Origin of the sequence: Pseudonocardia sp. CA-142604 (genome assembly GCF_050948475.1) — a bacterium.
Classification (GTDB): Bacteria; Actinomycetota; Actinomycetes; order Mycobacteriales; family Pseudonocardiaceae; genus Pseudonocardia; species Pseudonocardia alaniniphila.
Window position 1 is genome coordinate 8,524,314 of record NZ_CP192045.1, and the last position, 15,492, is coordinate 8,539,805.

Here is a 15,492-nt window from a genome sequence, read left to right on the forward strand (position 1 = left end):
CACTCCGCATCGAGAACGCAACGTTGCCAGCACCGCAATCCGAGGTTACCGACTTGCCCGCGAACCGAGGACGTGCTGCTAGCGGCGGTCACCTCGCGGTCGTCATGGCGACCTTCACAGCCGTCGCTCACTGCGCGGGGTCACAGCCGACTTGTCCGGCAACGGGCCGGAGGTGTGCAGGAGCGGCCGACTCGTGACGATGGTCGGGCCCCCACAACTCCAGCAGGCCGGCTCGGGATCGAGGTCGCGGCCCTCTATTTCGCACGTGAGGCAGTGGTATGCCGACAACCTCTGCTCGCTCGAAGCGTGGTCGCGAACGGGTACCACGACAGTCGGCACCGGCACGTTGCACATGATCTTCATCGCGTCGGTCCGAGGGGTGGAACCGATGAGCTGTACCTCTCCCTGCTCCCAGTGCATCGTCCCGAGACGGTCCCCGTCGACGGCGGTGACCAGAATCGGCTGGGTCAGCCCGTGACGCACCGCGAGTTGAGCCGCCGCGGCGACCACCGGCTGTGACGGCCTCGGCTCGTCGTACGCATAGACGATCTGCCGCAACCGCACCTGGTGCTCCGAGTGGTAGCCGCACGGGGCGAGCACCGTCGGCACCTGCGTGGCACGTAGTAGGTCGCCGGTGACACTCCCGGTGGAGAACCGGCGAAACGATCCACCCGAGCCCGCGCCGAGGATCACCATGCCGGCGTCGAGTTCGGCAACCAGCGCGAGAATCCCCTCGGCCGGTGAGCTCGCGGTGCGGGTGATGTACACGGCATTCACCTCGTCCCCGAGGAACGCTTTGGCCTCGTCGAGCCCCGTCGCCGCGGACTTCCACAGGGAAGTGTTCGGGTGGCCTCCCACCTCCGGGATGATCGTGCAGACGGTCAGTGACACGTCCGCAGAGGAGAAGAGGCGGGCCGCAGCGAGCGCCGCCCTGCCACCGTTGCCCGGCGAGTACGCAACCACGTAATTCATGCTGTTGCGGCTTGCCTGCCCCCGGGCGCCGGTCACGTTGCACGAGGTGTCGTTACCTACTTCCATGAGCCGTTCTCCGTTTCTGCACCCTGACGCAACCGCAAAACGGCTGCGCGAATCCACCCAGCCGAGATGGGGATGTCGCGACCCGATTGGTCACGTGGCTCGATATGCAATATCAACGCAAGATGGTGTCCGATGTGATACATCGCACCATACCTGCGTGCTACAACGAGGGACGATTCATCCACGCTTTCTGACGGAATGCTTACAGGCTCCACGACAATCTCCGCAGTCCAATACACAAGGGCACATAAGGGATCGACCGGGCAATTGCCGGCATTCCTTCGATCATGTGATCGGCACACCTGTGCCGGTCCGGCATTACCCGGGAGGTCATCGACCCGCCGCCGCTACCCGGCGAAGCTGTTCACATGGACACCCGGGAGACGGTCGACGAGCTGCTCCGCCGCGTTGCGGCAGGCGACCCCGAGAAGATCGCAGAGCTCTACGCCCATGACGTGGACTGGATGCTCGACTGGCCCGATGACGACTACTCGCAGACCGTGCCCTGGATCCGGCACCGCTCCACCCGGGCGGGAGTAGCCGACCACTTCCGTCTCATCGCCGAGCACCACGTTCCGGACGAGAGCTCCGCGACGGTCGGCACCGTGCTCGTCGACGGGACCGACGCGATGGTGCTGGGCAGGTTCCACAACACCGCGAAACCGACCGGCCGCCGCTACGTCGCAGCCTTCGCCTTGCACCTGACGGTCGAGCGCGGACTGATCACGCGTCACCACGTCTACGAGGACAGCCTCGCCGTGGTCAGAGCGTTCGCTACCGATGATCGGCCCGCACCAGCGTAACCGCCATTCTTCCGCAGGCCTGGTTCCGGTAGTACCGGCAGAAAAACCAACAGATACGTTCTGGCAGCTCCGCTCACAGCGCGAACGTTCAGTGCGGGGCCGCCAGGCCTCGAATAGTCACTGACCGTCGATAGAGCACCCCGGGACTGTTACTGTCGGAGCGCGAGGATGCAACTCAACGCCTGACATGCGCTCGTCGATATACAACCCCCGAGAGGTGTTCTCTGCATGGAATGCCATGTTTTCACCAATCCTCAGCAAGGGTCGACCCACAAAGATCTCGTCACGACCGCGATGATTGCTGAGGATTGTGGACTGGCCGGTTTCTTCCGCTCTGATCATTATCGGGCGGTGGGGGACGTCGCCGGGTTGCTGCCCGGATCCAGTGACGCCTGGGTGACGCTGGGTGCGTTGGCCGGGGAAACGCGGCACATCCGGCTCGGCACCCTGGTGACCGCCGCGACGTTCCGGTACCCCGGCCCGCTGGCCATCACGGTCGCGCAGGTCGACCAGATGAGCGATGGGCGTGTGGACTTCGGCTTCGGTGCCGGGTGGTACGAGCCCGAGCATCGCGCCTACGGCATGCCGTTCCCCGACCTGGGCGAACGCTTCGACCGGTTCGAGGAACAGCTCGCGGTGATCACCGGCCTGTGGGAGACCGCCGAGGGCGAGACGTTCACCTACCGGGGCAGGTTCTACGAGTTGATCGACTCGCCCGCGTTGCCCAAGCCGGTGCAGAGCCCGAGGCCACCGATCATCATCGGCGGACGTGGACCGAAGAAGACGCCCCGGCTGGCCGCGCAGTACGCCGACGAGTACAACTTCGACTTCCCTGCACTCGAGGAAATACCGCCGCAGACTGCCCGCTTGGATGCCGCCTGCGAGACGATCGACCGCGATCCCTCGACCCTGCGCCGATCCGCGATCCTGCTGCTGGTCTGCGGCCGCGATGACGCTGAAGTCACCCGTCGCTCCGACGCCGGAGCCAACCCGTCCTACCTGTCCTCCATGCTGAAGCACGGACTGGTCGGCTCTCCAGGGCAGGTGGTCGACCGCATAGGGCTGTTCGCGGAAGCCGGCCTCACCCGCATCTACCTCCAGACGCCGCAGCAGTACGACGTGGACCACTGGGAGTTCTTCGCCTGCCAGGTCCTGCCACAGCTCACCTGACCCACTCACGCGAACACCTCGCCACAGCGGATCGACGAGACTCGTGGTCTGCGGTCGAGCACAAGGCAAAGGCGAGGAGTTTCCGCTCCCCGCCACTCTCAACGTATAGCGCGCTGGGGGCCTTGCGGCAAGACCCGGGTCGTGCCGCAGAATCTCCGGCCGAAGCCAAGACCTGCGGATATCAGGGATTCGGGAAGTACGGGTGTTCACCGGACCGCACGGAGAACCGGCCGGGAACAAAGTGTGTCGAATGGGGGGCTTCATGGTTGACGTGATCGTTGCCGGCGGTGGACCGACCGGATTGATGCTGGCCTGCGAGTTGCGGCTGCACGGCGTGGACGTGGTCGTGCTGGAGAAGGAGCCAGAGCCCACCAAGCATGTCCGCGCGCTCGGCCTGCACGTGCGCAGCATCGAGGTGATGGATCAGCGCGGGCTGCTGGAGCGGTTCCTCGCGCAGGGCCGGCAGTTCCCGGTCGGTGGCTTCTTCGCCGGCATCGACAAGCCGTCGCCCGAGCGGCTGGACACCGCGCACGGGTATGTCCTCGGCATCCCGCAGCCCATCACCGAACGTCTGCTGGCAGAGCGTGCCACCGAGCTCGGCGCCGAGATCCGGCGTGGCTGCGAGGTGGTCGGGCTGAGCCAGGACGGCCACGGGGTGACCGCTGATCTGGCCGACGGCACGCGGCTGCGCTCCGGTTACCTCGCCGGCTGCGATGGCGGCCGCAGCACGGTGCGCAGGCTGCTCGGCGTTGGCTTCCCCGGCGAGCCCTCCACGGTGGAGACGCTGCTGGGCGAGATGGAAGTCGGCGTTCCGGCGGAGGAGGTGGCCGCTGTGGTGACCGAGGTCCGCAAGACCCACAAGCGGTTCGGCCTCGGGACGTCCGGGGACGGGGTGTATCGCGTCGTCGTGCCCGCCGAGGGGGTGGCCGAGGACCGCTCGGTCACGCCGACCCTCGAGGAGTTCAAGCATCAGCTGCGGGTGTTCGCCGGCACCGACTTCGGCGTGCACTCGCCGCGCTGGCTCTCCCGCTTCGGCGACGCCACCCGGCAAGCCGAGCGCTACCGGGTCGGCCGGGTGCTGCTGGCCGGCGACGCGGCGCACACCCATCCGCCGACCGGCGGCCAGGGCCTCAACCTCGGCATCCAGGACGCGTTCAACCTCGGCTGGAAACTGGCCGCCGAGGTCGGCGGCTGGGCGCCGGAGGGGCTGCTGGACAGCTACCACACCGAACGGCATCCAGTGGCCGCCGACGTACTGAACAACACCCGCGCGCAGATGGAGCTGCTGTCCCCAGAGCCGGGTCCGCAGGCGGTGCGCAGGCTGTTGTCGGAACTGATGGACTTCGAACAGGTGAACCGGCACCTGATCGAGAAGCTCACCGCGATCGGGGTCCGCTACGACTTCGGCGAGGGTCACCACCTGCTCGGCCGGCGCATGCGGGACGTGGGGCTGAAGCGGGGGCGCCTCTACGAGCTGACGCACGGTGGCCGCGGACTGCTGCTCGACCAGACCGGGCGGCTGTCTGTGGCGGGGTGGGCAGATCGAGTCGACCACGTCGTCGACCTCAGCGAGGAGCTGGACGTGCCCGCGGCGCTGTTGCGGCCGGACGGCCACGTGGCGTGGGTCGGTGAGGACCAGCAGGATCTGCACAGCCATCTGCCCACGTGGTTCGGCGCGCCCGTCAGCTGACACGCGGTTGCGGCTCGTCGGTCCGCCCGCATGCGTGCCGGACTCAGCGGCGCTCCGCGTCGAGGTGGGAGCGCATCGCGGTCAGATGGTCGTCGCGGATCACCGGATCGGGGTCGAATTCGGGCCGGCAGCCGAGGATTCGGGCGAGATAGTTGTAGGCGAAGTCGGCGCGGCGCAGCCCGAGTACGTAGGCGATGGTCGACTCCTCGGACCCGGCGAGAGGGCCGGGTTGAAGGTCGTCCAGCAACGGCCGCAGCGCCGGGACGGCGTCGGTGCCGAGTTCGAGGAGCGCTCGGGCGGCCTCCCGATCGAAGCTGTTGCCGTCCTCGTCGAGGTAGCCGAAGTCGTTGAGCACGGCATACTCGCGCAGCGCCGACGCGAGCGTCTCGGCACGGGCCGACGCCGGCACGGCCGCGTAGGCCTCCGGTGCCTCGCGGCGCAGCGCGAGCAGCAGCAACAGCGCGGTCGGACCTGGACTGGCCGCAAGCAGTCCAGTGGCCGTCTCACGATCTTGCGCGCTGTCGAAGCGCGCCTCGTGGAAGGCAGAGGACTCTCCGGCGAGTACGCCGACTCGAGCGTCGGCGAGCAGCCGCTCGAGTTGGTTCATCGCAGCTCCGGCAGCGGTTTCTGACCAGGTGCGTTGCGGCTTCCCGCTGACAATTTGATCTGGCTGTTCCAGGCGTTGATGGCCGAGCCGAACGCTCTGCTGGGCTTGTTGAAGATCTGATGCGGCTTGGGGGTGATCTTGAGGTCAGCGGCCACGGTGAAGCCCCAATGGATCACCGCATAGACCTTCCCTGCATCAGCGCCTTTACGGCAGACCACTGACGTCTCGAACGACCATTCACAGCTGGGCTGAGTCCACGACGGATAGTCGTACATCGAAGCCGGCGCCGTGCTGCCGCGCACCCACGGGGTGAAGTTGGCCTGGCCGCTCTCGTCGTCCTTCATGCCGTACCAGCCCTGCTCCTTGCCATTCAAGCGGTCGATCTTGGTGCGATCCCGGATCATCCGCGTCTCGCTGTTCGGGCTCAGGTTGGCCTTTGTATCGGAGTCGATCACCTGGACGGTCTGGATGAAGGCGATCTCCTCGGCGTCCACCGCGTCGCTCGGCTGGAAGGCGACTTGGAACCCGTACCTGTAGCGACCGTCCCTCGCTCTCCTGCCGTCCTGGACCAGTCCTTCCCGCTGCACCGAAACCTCGCCGTAGCCCCTGCCGGGCTCGGCCTGTTCGTCGAACACGCCCTTCCCCATCAGCACCACCGTGATCGCCTCACGCGGGAGGGACACGTCGAGGTCCAGCCGGCGGGTCGCGTCGTCGACGTAGCGCAGTTGGTCGGCCGTGAGCGCATCGAGCGCATCGAACATCCACGGATGCCCCAGCAGCCAGGACGAGGCGTCACCTTCAACCGGTGCGATGTCGGAGAGCAGTTGCGCGACCTCCGCCCAGTCCTGCGCACCTATCGCGCCGGTGAACTTCTCCTGAGGCGATCGGCGCCGATCTTGCGCCGCCTGCCCCGCAGTCTCCGCCTGAGGCCGCCGGCGGCGGCCCCGCGCAGCCTCTCCTGCTGCCGCCACGGCCGGATTCGACGGGGTCAGCGTTCCGCCGCCCGACAATGAGCTGGTGACAGCGGCGTTACCGGCGGTGCGTTGCAGGTGCAACACGAGACTCGCCAACCCGCCAGGTCCTGTCCGCCGTAGTGCCGGAGCCGGGGCGACCGGGCGCTGCGGCTCGCCCTTGTGAATGCGCTGCGAGCTCACGCGGGGCCCTTCCTCATGTCCAGCGCTCGCTCCCGCCGGGATAGGAGCGGCAGTCGACAATCACCGTGGCCGCTGCCATTGCGTATCGTGGCGTGTTCAGCGAGTGATCGCTGCGCGATACCTGCTCCGGCGGGCGGCACCCGGCCACCCTGCCAGACGACTTGCCACCGCATGCCATGATCCGGATCACAGCTATCCTGGATTGCAGCGCTGTGTGTTGGCGCTGTGACCGTACCGACCCGCCCTTTTCCAGAGCATTTTCGAAATTCCATAGGTCAGCGATACGCGATGCCCTCGAGCTGTCACGCGAGGCCGCCGACGAATATCCCCTTCGCGCGCAGGGCCTCGATTCCTGCGAGCCGGGTGGAATCGCTCTCCGACAGGTCGACACCCTTCAGCGCTGGCATGTCCCGGAGTGGGCCGACGTCGGTCAGGGGGTTGCCACCGATCGACAGCTCCTCGACGGCTCGGCATCCGGCCAGCGTGGCCGCGTCACGGATCCGGTTGCCGGACACGTCCAATGTGGTGAGGGCCGGCAGCGCCTGAAGCGCGCTCGGATCGGTGATGAGGTCGCGCCCCAACCTCAGCTTGTCGAGCTGGGACAACGCTGCGAGCGGGGTGACGTCGGCGACCTGGTTGTTGCTGACGTCGAGTTCGGTGAGGGCGGCCAGTGGCGCCAGCGGCCCGAGGTCGGTGACGGCGTTTCGCGACAGCCCGAGAAACCGGAGCTGGGTCAGTCCTGCGAGCGGGGCGAGGTCGGTCACCTCGTTGCCGGACAGGCCCAGGTCCTGCAGCGAGGTCAGGCCGGCCAGTGGGCCCAGGTCGCGAACGGCGTTGTTCGTCAGTGTCAGACGCGTCAGCTGTGGCGCCTGCGCCAGGCCGGACAGCTCGCCGACGTCGTTGCCCGACAGGTCAAGGTCCACCAGGTTCGGCAGGTGGGCGAGCCCGTCCAGGGTCGTTATCCGCCCGCCCCGTGGAAGGTCGCCGTTGCACGCCAGGTGGAAGACGCTGTTCAGCTCGCGCTCCGACACGCGATCGCTGCCCATATCGTCGACTGCTGAGCGGACGCAGGCGGCGAGCGCCGGGTCGGGGAACAGCTCCGCGAGCTCCAGGCGGTCGCCCAACTGCGAGTACCCGGCCCAGCCGGCACCCGCCCCCACCAGGACGATCGCACCTACGAGGATCCACCGGGCCACTCGCCGGCCGGAGGCGGACGCCAGTGCGGGCGCTGCCGGGCGCGGACCGTTCGTGCGGGCCGGGAGAGACCACCACCGGGTGGCGACGACCACCAGCAGCAATGCGGCCACGCCGACGACGGCCGCCGCCACGATAGGGGCGTTCTGGACGCTTCCGCCGCGGTACGCCAGGGGCTGGACGGCGAGTCCGAGCAGCGCGATCGCGTACAGCAGGGCAGTGACGACCGTGATCGCCGCGGCTATGGCGCCGAGCAACCGGTCCCGGAGCAGAGCAGCCAGCCCGGCCACGACCAGGACGCCGCCGACCACCACCAGCCCGAGGGGGGCCAGCACCGTCGCCGCGTTCATGGCCACCTGTGTGAACGGGAAGTCCAGGCGGAACAGGTGCAGCGCGTCGGTGCTGACCGTGGTCGCGACGCCCACGCCGACGATGACGATGCCTGCGACGACGATCGCGACGCCGCCCGCTCGGGTGCTCCGGACGGACGCGGCGAGGGTGGTCATCAGCGGGGAGCAGGCCATGGCGACCACGAGCGCTCTGCTCGACAGGTCGTACGGGGCGAGCGCCACGGCCACCGCGATCCCGGCGATGCCGACGACCCATGACGCGACGATCAGACTGCGGGGAACCGCGGACCTCCAGGCATCGGACCATCGCCCAGCGGACGCAGGGTGCGGCAGGACCCTTGCGGAAAGATCACGGTCCGTCAAATGAACACCGCGCAGCACCACGACGGCCGGGCGGCACGGTGGGTCAGGTCGCCTTCCGGAAGACGTCGGTGACCCGGTGCCCCACTGGGCTGCCGAAGCTCTCCTCGTCCGCCAGCAGCTCGAGGCGACGGGCGAGGGCACTCTTGTTCACGTCGACGGCGGATTCGATCAGCGTGGCGTAGGTCTGCACGGCAGCGCGGCCGCGGAACCAGCCCGTGGTCCACACGCCGACCGCGATCACGGCCGACGGCCACCAGAAGGCGGCGACGACGAGGTAGCCCACGGCCCAGCTGGCGTGCAGAGCGGCGGCGTCGAACACCGACCGCGCCGCCCTCAGCTCGCTCCTCGTCGAGTCGTCGACGACGAGCCAGAGCCGCGGCCACCACGATTCGAGGTCGGCGCCGTACTGGTGATGCACACGGGCCTCGACAGCGGCGAGCTGGTCGCCCATCCACGTGGGGCGGGAGGGCCGGGACAAGGAGATCGCGTTGCGACGGGCCGCGCTGCTGTGGAACTGCTCGACGGCGGCCTCCTGATCCGCTGTCCACGCGGCGGCGTCAGCGGAGTCCCATCGCCTCCGGCGCCGTTCCACGAGCCGATCGCTCACGAGCCGCGCCGGGCGTCCCCACGCGCCCAGCCACAGCCGTTGGGTCAGGCCCGAGAGCGCACGGACGGTCAGCCCGATTCCGCTGCACACGAGAAGCAGCACGCCCAGGAGGAGAACCTGGGACGCCACGGGGAGCGCGCCGAGAGCCCGCAACCAGGTGTCCACAGTGGTGGCGAGCAGGCGGGCGTCCAGCGCCGACGACTGGCCCAGCGCAGCGGCAACGCCGGCGACCGCGGCCAGCAGGAGGCTGGGCAACAGCAGCAGCGAGATCCACTTCTCGGCGAGCTTTTTGCCCAGCTCCCCGAAGAAGGACGTCATGCGCGACCCGGGCGCAGGGGTTCGTCGAGCACCCAGCACCGTTCGTCCGGGACGGGTCCTCCCGGTTGCCGCCGCACAGCCCGGTCGCACGCGTCCCATGGGCAGGCGTAGACCTCGCCGGTCGGCCGCCCGCGGAGCCCGGGCACCGACTGGTAGCCCCCGCGCAGGGCGTCGGCCGGGATCCCGAGGCGTGGCAGCAGATCCGCGATGGGCGAACCCGTCCGCACGTCGGCGAGGACGGCGGCGAGCTCGTCGGAGAGACCCTGCCGACCGGCCGCTGCCCGTAGCTGAGGCAGCGTCCTGCAGAAGGCCGCGAGGTGATCGTCCGCATTCATCCGGATCATCCTGGCAGCATCGGCGCTGTGGATCACGAGGACGCGGTCGCTCGCGACGACGTCATGCGGCGCGCGACCGCCCGGGTCAACGCCTCGGCGGCCGGTGACGCCACGGCTGTGACCGACCCCGAGGCGCTCGCGGATGCCGACCGGCTGCTGGACCTCATCGGGACCCCGGGTGGTCCCGACATGCACCTGCAGTACCTCGCCGGAATGGTGCACTGGAACCGCTGGTCGGCGATGGGCGAGCCGGGCCGCCGGTCAGGCGAGATCGCCGAGCTGTTGCTGACGCCGCTGTACTTCGTGGACCGGTCGCTACTTCCCGCCCAGCTGACCGAACAGATCGACATCCACCGGAGCCCGGAGACGGGCGAGGCCGGGCGCTGTTTCGACTGCGGTTTCGCGCTCGCCTCGCTCGCGGCCGAGCTCAACCGGCCCGTGTTCTACGACCCGGCGGTGCAGATCCTGGACGCCGCAGTCATGGCGAGCTCCGGCGACGACCCGCAGCGGTTTGCCTACCTGTCGCTGCTGGGCGAGGTCCTCTACCGCCGCCACGAGGCCGGAGGCGACAGCGGCGATCTGGAGCGCGCGGTCGAGGCCTCGCGAGAGGCGTGCCGCCTCTTCCCCGCGACCGGCCCGGACCTCGTGCCGCAGCTAGTCCTGCTGGCGCGGGGCCTGGTGCTGACGGCGGAGCGGAGCGAGGACCCGGCTCCCCTGCTCGAGGCGGTGGACGTGCTCCAGCCGGCTCTCCGTGACGCCGAACCCGCGGACCGGGACGAGGTGATGGACGTCGCCGTCGGCCTCCTTGTCGTGGGAGCCGGGCTCCTGCAGTCCGATCGCGGCGCGGATGCCGGCTTCGCCGCCGAGGTGGTGGCAACGGCCCGCGAGGCGCTTCTCGCCAGCACGCCTGACGATCCCCGCCACCTGGTGCGGACGGCCCACCTGGGGCTGGCGCTCGCCCTCGGTGGCGACCCCGCGGCGACCAGCGAGGCCGTCCGGCTCCTCTGCGACGCCATCCGCGGGCTGCCCCCGGCCGAGCACGCGCGCCAGACCGCGCTGTCGACGCTGCGCAACACACTGCTGCTCGACGCCGTCGCCCCGCTCGACGACGAGGATTTCGACCTCGCCTCCGCCGTGGCGGAGGAGACGGCCGCCGCGTCGGGCCCGGATGATCCCGACCACTACATGTGTCTCGCGATGCGCGCCGCCGCCCTCCTCCGTCAGTGGGCGAGAGGCAGCGACGACGGAGTCCGCGCCCGGCTCGTCGAAGCGACCGGAGAGCTGGCAGCGGCGGCTCCGTCTGCGGCGGAGAGATCTCGAATCCTGGACGGCATGGCTCTGTTCGAGCCCCCGGTCGCCGACGAGCCCGGACCCGACGACACCGAGCACCCCTTGGACCGGGCCGAGAACCGGGAGATGCTCGACCGCGCGATGACCGCGTTGCGCGGGTCGATCGCGGCCGAACCGGTCAACCGAGCGCTGCTGCCCATGTGGCTGGCCGATCTGGCCCGGATGCTCCGGCAGTGGTGCGACTGGCGACCCGAACTCGGCATCGTCGACGAGGCCATCGACGTCCATCGGCGTCTGCTCGCGGTGACCGAGCCCTCTCCCGACCGCCATGACCGCTCCGTCGACCTGGCGTCCCTTCTCGGGACGCGATCCTCGATCACCGGCGAGCGAAAGCCGCTGGCGGAGGCGGCGAAGATCCTGCAGAACGCGCTGCAGGATGCCGAGCTCGCCCCTTCGGCCCGCGCACACACCCGCTACCTGTACAGCCTCTCCATGCTGCACCTGGCGGCGGCCGACGCAGAGCCCGGTACTGCGGAGCGCGCGGAGGCAGCGGCCCGCGCCGTGATCGACGCCGGGGAGCCTCCGGAGGCCATACCGTCGAGCTGGAACAACCTTGCGGCCGCCCGGCGGCTGCGCTACGAACGCACCGGAATCGGCCTGTCCGACGCGATCGACGCCGCCCGCCGGGCAGTCGCCGCCGGGCACAGCACGCCCGACGGACAGGGCGAGCGATTGGCCCACCTGGCCCAGCTGCTCGGTCTCGACGAGCAGTTCGACGAAGCGCTGCCCCTCGCCCGACGGGCGCTCGCGGACTACCCGGACGAACACGCGCGCATGGTCGGCGCGCTGGGCGAGGTCCTGCGCATGCACCACAACCGGTTCGGCGGCACCTCCGAGCTGGACGAGTCGATCGCCACCCTGCGCGCCGCCGTGCGCGTGGCCGACGCTCCGGTCTCCCGGGGCATGCGCCTCATGAATCTGGCCGCCGCGTTGCGGGCCCGGTACTCCCATTCCGCCGACCTCGACACGTTGGAGGCGGCGATCGCGGCGGGCCGGGAGGCGCTGCTCGCGCTTCCGGCCGATCACCAGGCCGTGCTCGGGCTGCGCGGCAACCTCCTCGTGCAGCTCGTGGAGCACTACAACCGAACCCGCGAAGTGGGGAGCCTCGACGAGGCGATCGAGACCGGTCGCACGGTCGTCGCGGCCACGGCGCCCGACCACCCCGCGCTCGGGATCCGGCTGGCGAACCTCGCCATGGCGTTCGCCCGCGAGTTCGAGCGCACCGGCGAGCGATCGGCCCTCGACGAGGCCATCGCCCTGGAGCGCAGGGCCGTCGAGCTCGCACCACCCGGCCACTCGCACCGGGGCATGCGGCTGAGCAATCTCGCCGCATCGCTCTTCAAGCTCGTCGAGGTCTCCGGGAGCCGGCGTGCGGGACGAGACGCGGTTCGGGCCGCGCGTGAGGCCGTCGCCGCCACTCCCGACGACCATCCTGGACGCGGTCCCCGGCTGCTCAACCTGGCCATCGCGCTGGCGGCGGTCGGCAGACCGAGCAGGTCACGGCTGCGGGAGGCGAGCCGGGTCGCGGAGATCGCTGCCCGTCTGCCCACGAGCTCGCCATCGAACCGGCTCCGCGCCTGCCGCGTCTGGGGTCGGATCGCCGCCGCGCTGTCGCACTGGGACGATGCCGCCGCGGCGTTCACCGAGGGCGTCCGTCTTCTCCCCCGCGTGGCGCCCCGGAACCTGACGCGCGCCGACGCCGAGCACCAGCTCGCCGGGATCGACGGCGTGCACGTCGACGCGGCGGCGTGTGCGGTGCAGGCGGGCGACGCCGCGGGCGCGATGACCGCTCTCGAGCAGGGACGTGGCGTGCTGTTGACCTACGCCCTCGAGTCCCGCACGGAGCTCACGGACCTGCACGCCACCGCGCCCGAGCTGGCAGTCGAGGTACAGCAGCTCATCCAGGAGCTGGATGCGGTGGGCCAGCCGCTGTCGGCCGAGGAGGACCCGGCCGCCGTGCTCGACACCCGGCACGCGTTGTCCGGGCGGTGGGACGCCACGCTGCGCCGGGTCCGCGCTGTCCCGGGCTTCGAGCTGTTCGGCGCGCCACCCTCGATCGGCGGCCTTCTTCCGGCCGCGCGGCTCGGCCCAGTGATCACGGTGAACGTCAGCGAGTTCCGGTGCGACGCCCTCGTGGCGACGCCCGGCGGGGTGCGGGTGGTTGCACTGCCTTCGCTCAGCGCATCGGACGTCGCAGACAGGGCGGGCGCCTTCCTGCAGGCGTTGGAACTGGTGGAGACCGGTGACCTCGTCCAGCGGATGGAGGGACAGGCGGTCGTGCGCGAGACGCTCGCGTGGCTGTGGGACGTCATCGCGGGACCGGTGCTCGACGCGCTCGGGTGCACCGGCAGCCCTCGGGCGGGTGCGCCGTGGCCACGTGTCTGGTGGTCCCCGACGGGGATGCTGAACTTCCTGCCGCTGCATGCGGCAGGCCACCACGACGGCCACGGGCGCGCCGTGCTGGACCGGGTGGTGTCGTCCTACACGCCGACCCTGCGGGCGCTGCTGCACGCCCGCTCCCGGCCCGCGGCGACCGATCCCGCGCTTCTCGCGGTCGCCCTGGCCGAGACCCCGGACCAGCAGTCGTTACCCGCCACCGTCTCCGAGGCCGGTTCCCTGGTGCGCGAGCCGGGGCGAGCCGTCCACCTCGTGGACGCCGAAGCCCGGTACGACGCGGTGCTCTCCGCCCTGGCCGACTGCGGATGGGCCCATTTCGCCTGCCACGCGGTCAGCGATCCGCTCAGCCCGTCCGACAGCCGGCTGTTGCTGTACGACCGCTCCCTCGCCGTACGTGACATCAGCAAGCTCCGGCTGCAGGACGCCGAGCTGGCCTTCCTGTCGGCATGCTCCACCGCACGCGGGAGCGCGCAGCTGGCCGACGAGGCCATCCACATCGCCTCCGCGTTCCAGCTGGCCGGCTACCGCCACGTCGTCGGCACGCTCTGGCCCGTGCTCGACGCCACGGCCGCCCGGCTCACGCACGGCTTCTACGACCGGCACCACCGAGGCGAATCCCCGGCAGAGGCACTGCACGCCGTGGTGCGCGAGCTGCGAGCGGCCCAGCCCCTGGCGCCGTCGGTGTGGGCAGCCCACATCCATGCCGGTCCCTGAGACGCCGCGGCGGCATCACTACCCTCGCCGGGTGGACGACGTGGAAGCCGTGCTGTCGGGGCCGCGCGGTCGCCGGTTCTGCGCCGAGGTGGCGTGCGCGAACCACGACGGCCTGCGGCGGCTGTACCACGAGGCCGCCTGGTTCCCCTCCGACGAGGCCCGGCGGCGGCTGGTCGACGCCGTGGCGGACACGGCGGTGACGGACCTCGACGAGCACACCCTGCTCACGTGCCTCGCCGACGCGGTGGCTCACGCCCGGTACTGGCAGCCACCCGACGAGGCGGACGTCCTGCTCGCCGACCCGGTCGTCGTCGCCGCACTGCGTCCGGTGGCCCAGGCGGTGGTCGAGTCGCCGACGTGGCGGTGGTGGGCATCGCCTCTCGCCGAGAACGCTCAGGCGCACGTCCAGTGGACGGGCCAGTACGCGACGAACCCGCCGCGGATCACCGGCGCAGCCGAGGGTCTTCGGGAATGGCGGCGGGAGACGATGGAGGCCGAGCGCAGAGCGCAGGAGTGGCCCGCCGACCCGGCGGCGTCCGCCAGCGGGCCGTGGTGGTCCACACCGGCGGAAGGGCGTGTCGTTGCGACCTCACGCGCCCTGCCCGACCTCGGCGCCACGCAGCTGATGCTGGTCGAGGACGAGATGGGGTGGTCGCAGGCTCTCGTACGGCCGCTGCGGCCCGTCCGCACCCCACGGGTGTACGAGGTGTCCGGGCCGCAGGCCTGGGTGGACCTGGTCAACCGGTATCCGCTGGAGGTGTCCCGGTCGCGCCGCCACGACTGGTGGCACACCACCGGACGGGCGGTCCGGTGGTTCGTTCCCGATTGGCAGGCCGTCGCCGCCGACCACGATGCGGTTCACCTGAGCGTCGCGGCCTACCTCGTCACGCCCGGGCGGGCCCTGGAGGTCGAGGGCGGCGCGACGGTCGTCGCCGGTTGGGACCCCGACGCCACGTTCTGGCTCACCGACCTCCTCGCCCCGGCCGGGGAACCGGTCGCCTGGGAGGCCCACGACGAGGGCGGGCGGTGGCGCTGGCGCCCGCGCGCCTGACTCGCCCGGCCGCCGGACCGCAAGGCCGACCACACCTTCGGGTGGATGGTCAACGCCCGACGACGGTGCTGGTGAGCAGGTCGTAGTCGGTCGCTGCGCAGAGCCGCCCACTCCGGTGCCGCACGCTCTCCTGACCGAACACGCATCCGACATCACGCGCCTGGCTCGCGGGGCCACTGCCCGTGCGCGCGCTCAAGACGATCTTCAGCCCGCGCAGGAGGGCAAGCCGGTCGAACGCGTCGAGCGCCGGAACGGCGGTCGAGACCGGTGACGGCATGCAGGGCGATGCCCGAAGGGTTTCCGCAGGTCACGAGGCTGCTTGACGGCTCGACGACCGCCGCCGGGTGATCG

12 protein-coding genes are annotated in these 15,492 nt (G+C 70.4%); 5 read left to right on the forward strand and 7 right to left on the reverse strand.

Annotated features, from left to right (window positions below; translation table 11 throughout):
* Nucleotides 1-114: 114 nt before the first annotated feature.
* On the reverse strand, nucleotides 115-1,038 hold the full coding sequence (locus ACQPZQ_RS38610; protein WP_433289341.1) for a universal stress protein: 924 nt from the start codon (nucleotides 1,036-1,038) through the stop codon (nucleotides 115-117).
* 368 nt (nucleotides 1,039-1,406) lie between these two features.
* On the opposite strand from ACQPZQ_RS38610, the gene ACQPZQ_RS38615 reads away from it, so the two are divergent.
* The 3 genes from ACQPZQ_RS38615 to rox all read left to right on the forward strand — a co-directional run bounded on the left by ACQPZQ_RS38615 (nucleotide 1,407) and on the right by rox (nucleotide 4,701).
* Complete coding sequence (locus ACQPZQ_RS38615) at nucleotides 1,407-1,841, forward strand: nuclear transport factor 2 family protein (RefSeq protein WP_433289343.1); 435 nt, start codon at nucleotides 1,407-1,409, stop codon at nucleotides 1,839-1,841.
* Nucleotides 1,842-2,069: 228 nt separating this feature from the next.
* The gene (locus tag ACQPZQ_RS38620) at nucleotides 2,070-3,011 is read left to right on the forward strand and encodes an LLM class F420-dependent oxidoreductase (RefSeq protein WP_433289345.1); all 942 of its coding nucleotides are present in this window, start codon (nucleotides 2,070-2,072) and stop codon (nucleotides 3,009-3,011) included.
* Nucleotides 3,012-3,273: 262 nt separating this feature from the next.
* Nucleotides 3,274-4,701 (forward strand): rifampin monooxygenase, encoded by a 1,428-nt coding sequence (gene rox, locus ACQPZQ_RS38625; RefSeq protein ID WP_433289347.1) that lies wholly within the window; start codon nucleotides 3,274-3,276, stop codon nucleotides 4,699-4,701.
* Between the two features lie 43 nt (nucleotides 4,702-4,744).
* Here the strand turns inward: rox and ACQPZQ_RS38630 are convergent, their stop codons facing one another.
* The 5 genes from ACQPZQ_RS38630 to ACQPZQ_RS38650 form a co-directional block, all read right to left on the reverse strand.
* Nucleotides 4,745-5,308: a hypothetical protein gene (locus ACQPZQ_RS38630; RefSeq protein WP_433289349.1), complete on the reverse strand. Its 564-nt coding sequence runs from the start codon at nucleotides 5,306-5,308 to the stop codon at nucleotides 4,745-4,747.
* On the reverse strand, nucleotides 5,305-6,378 hold the full coding sequence (locus ACQPZQ_RS38635; RefSeq protein ID WP_433289352.1) for a hypothetical protein: 1,074 nt from the start codon (nucleotides 6,376-6,378) through the stop codon (nucleotides 5,305-5,307). The genes ACQPZQ_RS38630 and ACQPZQ_RS38635 overlap by 4 nt, the downstream gene beginning before the upstream one ends.
* 386 nt (nucleotides 6,379-6,764) lie before the next feature.
* Nucleotides 6,765-8,234 carry a leucine-rich repeat domain-containing protein gene (locus ACQPZQ_RS38640; RefSeq protein ID WP_433289354.1) on the reverse strand — a complete coding sequence of 490 codons (1,470 nt, stop codon included), beginning with the start codon at nucleotides 8,232-8,234 and terminating at the stop codon, nucleotides 6,765-6,767.
* A 178-nt stretch (nucleotides 8,235-8,412) separates the two neighbouring features.
* Entirely contained in the window at nucleotides 8,413-9,294 is an 882-nt protein-coding gene (locus ACQPZQ_RS38645) for a hypothetical protein (protein WP_433289356.1), read from the reverse strand.
* Nucleotides 9,291-9,629 (reverse strand): hypothetical protein, encoded by a 339-nt coding sequence (locus ACQPZQ_RS38650; protein WP_433289358.1) that lies wholly within the window; start codon nucleotides 9,627-9,629, stop codon nucleotides 9,291-9,293. Before ACQPZQ_RS38650 ends, ACQPZQ_RS38645 begins: the two co-directional genes overlap by 4 nt.
* Nucleotides 9,630-9,656: 27 nt before the next feature.
* Between ACQPZQ_RS38650 and ACQPZQ_RS38655 the strand changes: the two genes are divergently transcribed.
* Complete coding sequence (locus ACQPZQ_RS38655) at nucleotides 9,657-14,090, forward strand: CHAT domain-containing protein (protein ID WP_433289360.1); 4,434 nt, start codon at nucleotides 9,657-9,659, stop codon at nucleotides 14,088-14,090.
* A gap of 31 nt (nucleotides 14,091-14,121) precedes the next feature.
* The gene (locus ACQPZQ_RS38660) at nucleotides 14,122-15,141 is read left to right on the forward strand and encodes a hypothetical protein (protein WP_433289362.1); all 1,020 of its coding nucleotides are present in this window, start codon (nucleotides 14,122-14,124) and stop codon (nucleotides 15,139-15,141) included.
* A gap of 49 nt (nucleotides 15,142-15,190) precedes the next feature.
* On the opposite strand, the gene ACQPZQ_RS38665 is transcribed toward ACQPZQ_RS38660, so the two are convergent.
* Nucleotides 15,191-15,418: a hypothetical protein gene (locus ACQPZQ_RS38665; RefSeq protein WP_433289364.1), complete on the reverse strand. Its 228-nt coding sequence runs from the start codon at nucleotides 15,416-15,418 to the stop codon at nucleotides 15,191-15,193.
* Between the last annotated feature and the right edge of the window lie 74 nt (nucleotides 15,419-15,492).

Excerpts from the sequence above, each read along its gene's own strand:
- ACQPZQ_RS38610 (WP_433289341.1), bottom strand. The coding sequence starts at position 1,038 with ATGGAAGTAGGTAACGACACCTCGTGCAACGTGACCGGCGCCCGGGGG.
- ACQPZQ_RS38615 (WP_433289343.1), top strand. The coding sequence starts at position 1,407 with ATGGACACCCGGGAGACGGTCGACGAGCTGCTCCGCCGCGTTGCGGCA.
- ACQPZQ_RS38620 (WP_433289345.1), top strand. The coding sequence starts at position 2,070 with ATGGAATGCCATGTTTTCACCAATCCTCAGCAAGGGTCGACCCACAAA.
- rox (WP_433289347.1), top strand. The coding sequence starts at position 3,274 with ATGGTTGACGTGATCGTTGCCGGCGGTGGACCGACCGGATTGATGCTG.
- ACQPZQ_RS38630 (WP_433289349.1), bottom strand. The coding sequence starts at position 5,308 with ATGAACCAACTCGAGCGGCTGCTCGCCGACGCTCGAGTCGGCGTACTC.
- ACQPZQ_RS38645 (WP_433289356.1), bottom strand. The coding sequence starts at position 9,294 with ATGACGTCCTTCTTCGGGGAGCTGGGCAAAAAGCTCGCCGAGAAGTGG.
- ACQPZQ_RS38650 (WP_433289358.1), bottom strand. The coding sequence starts at position 9,629 with ATGAATGCGGACGATCACCTCGCGGCCTTCTGCAGGACGCTGCCTCAG.
- ACQPZQ_RS38665 (WP_433289364.1), bottom strand. The coding sequence starts at position 15,418 with ATGCCGTCACCGGTCTCGACCGCCGTTCCGGCGCTCGACGCGTTCGAC.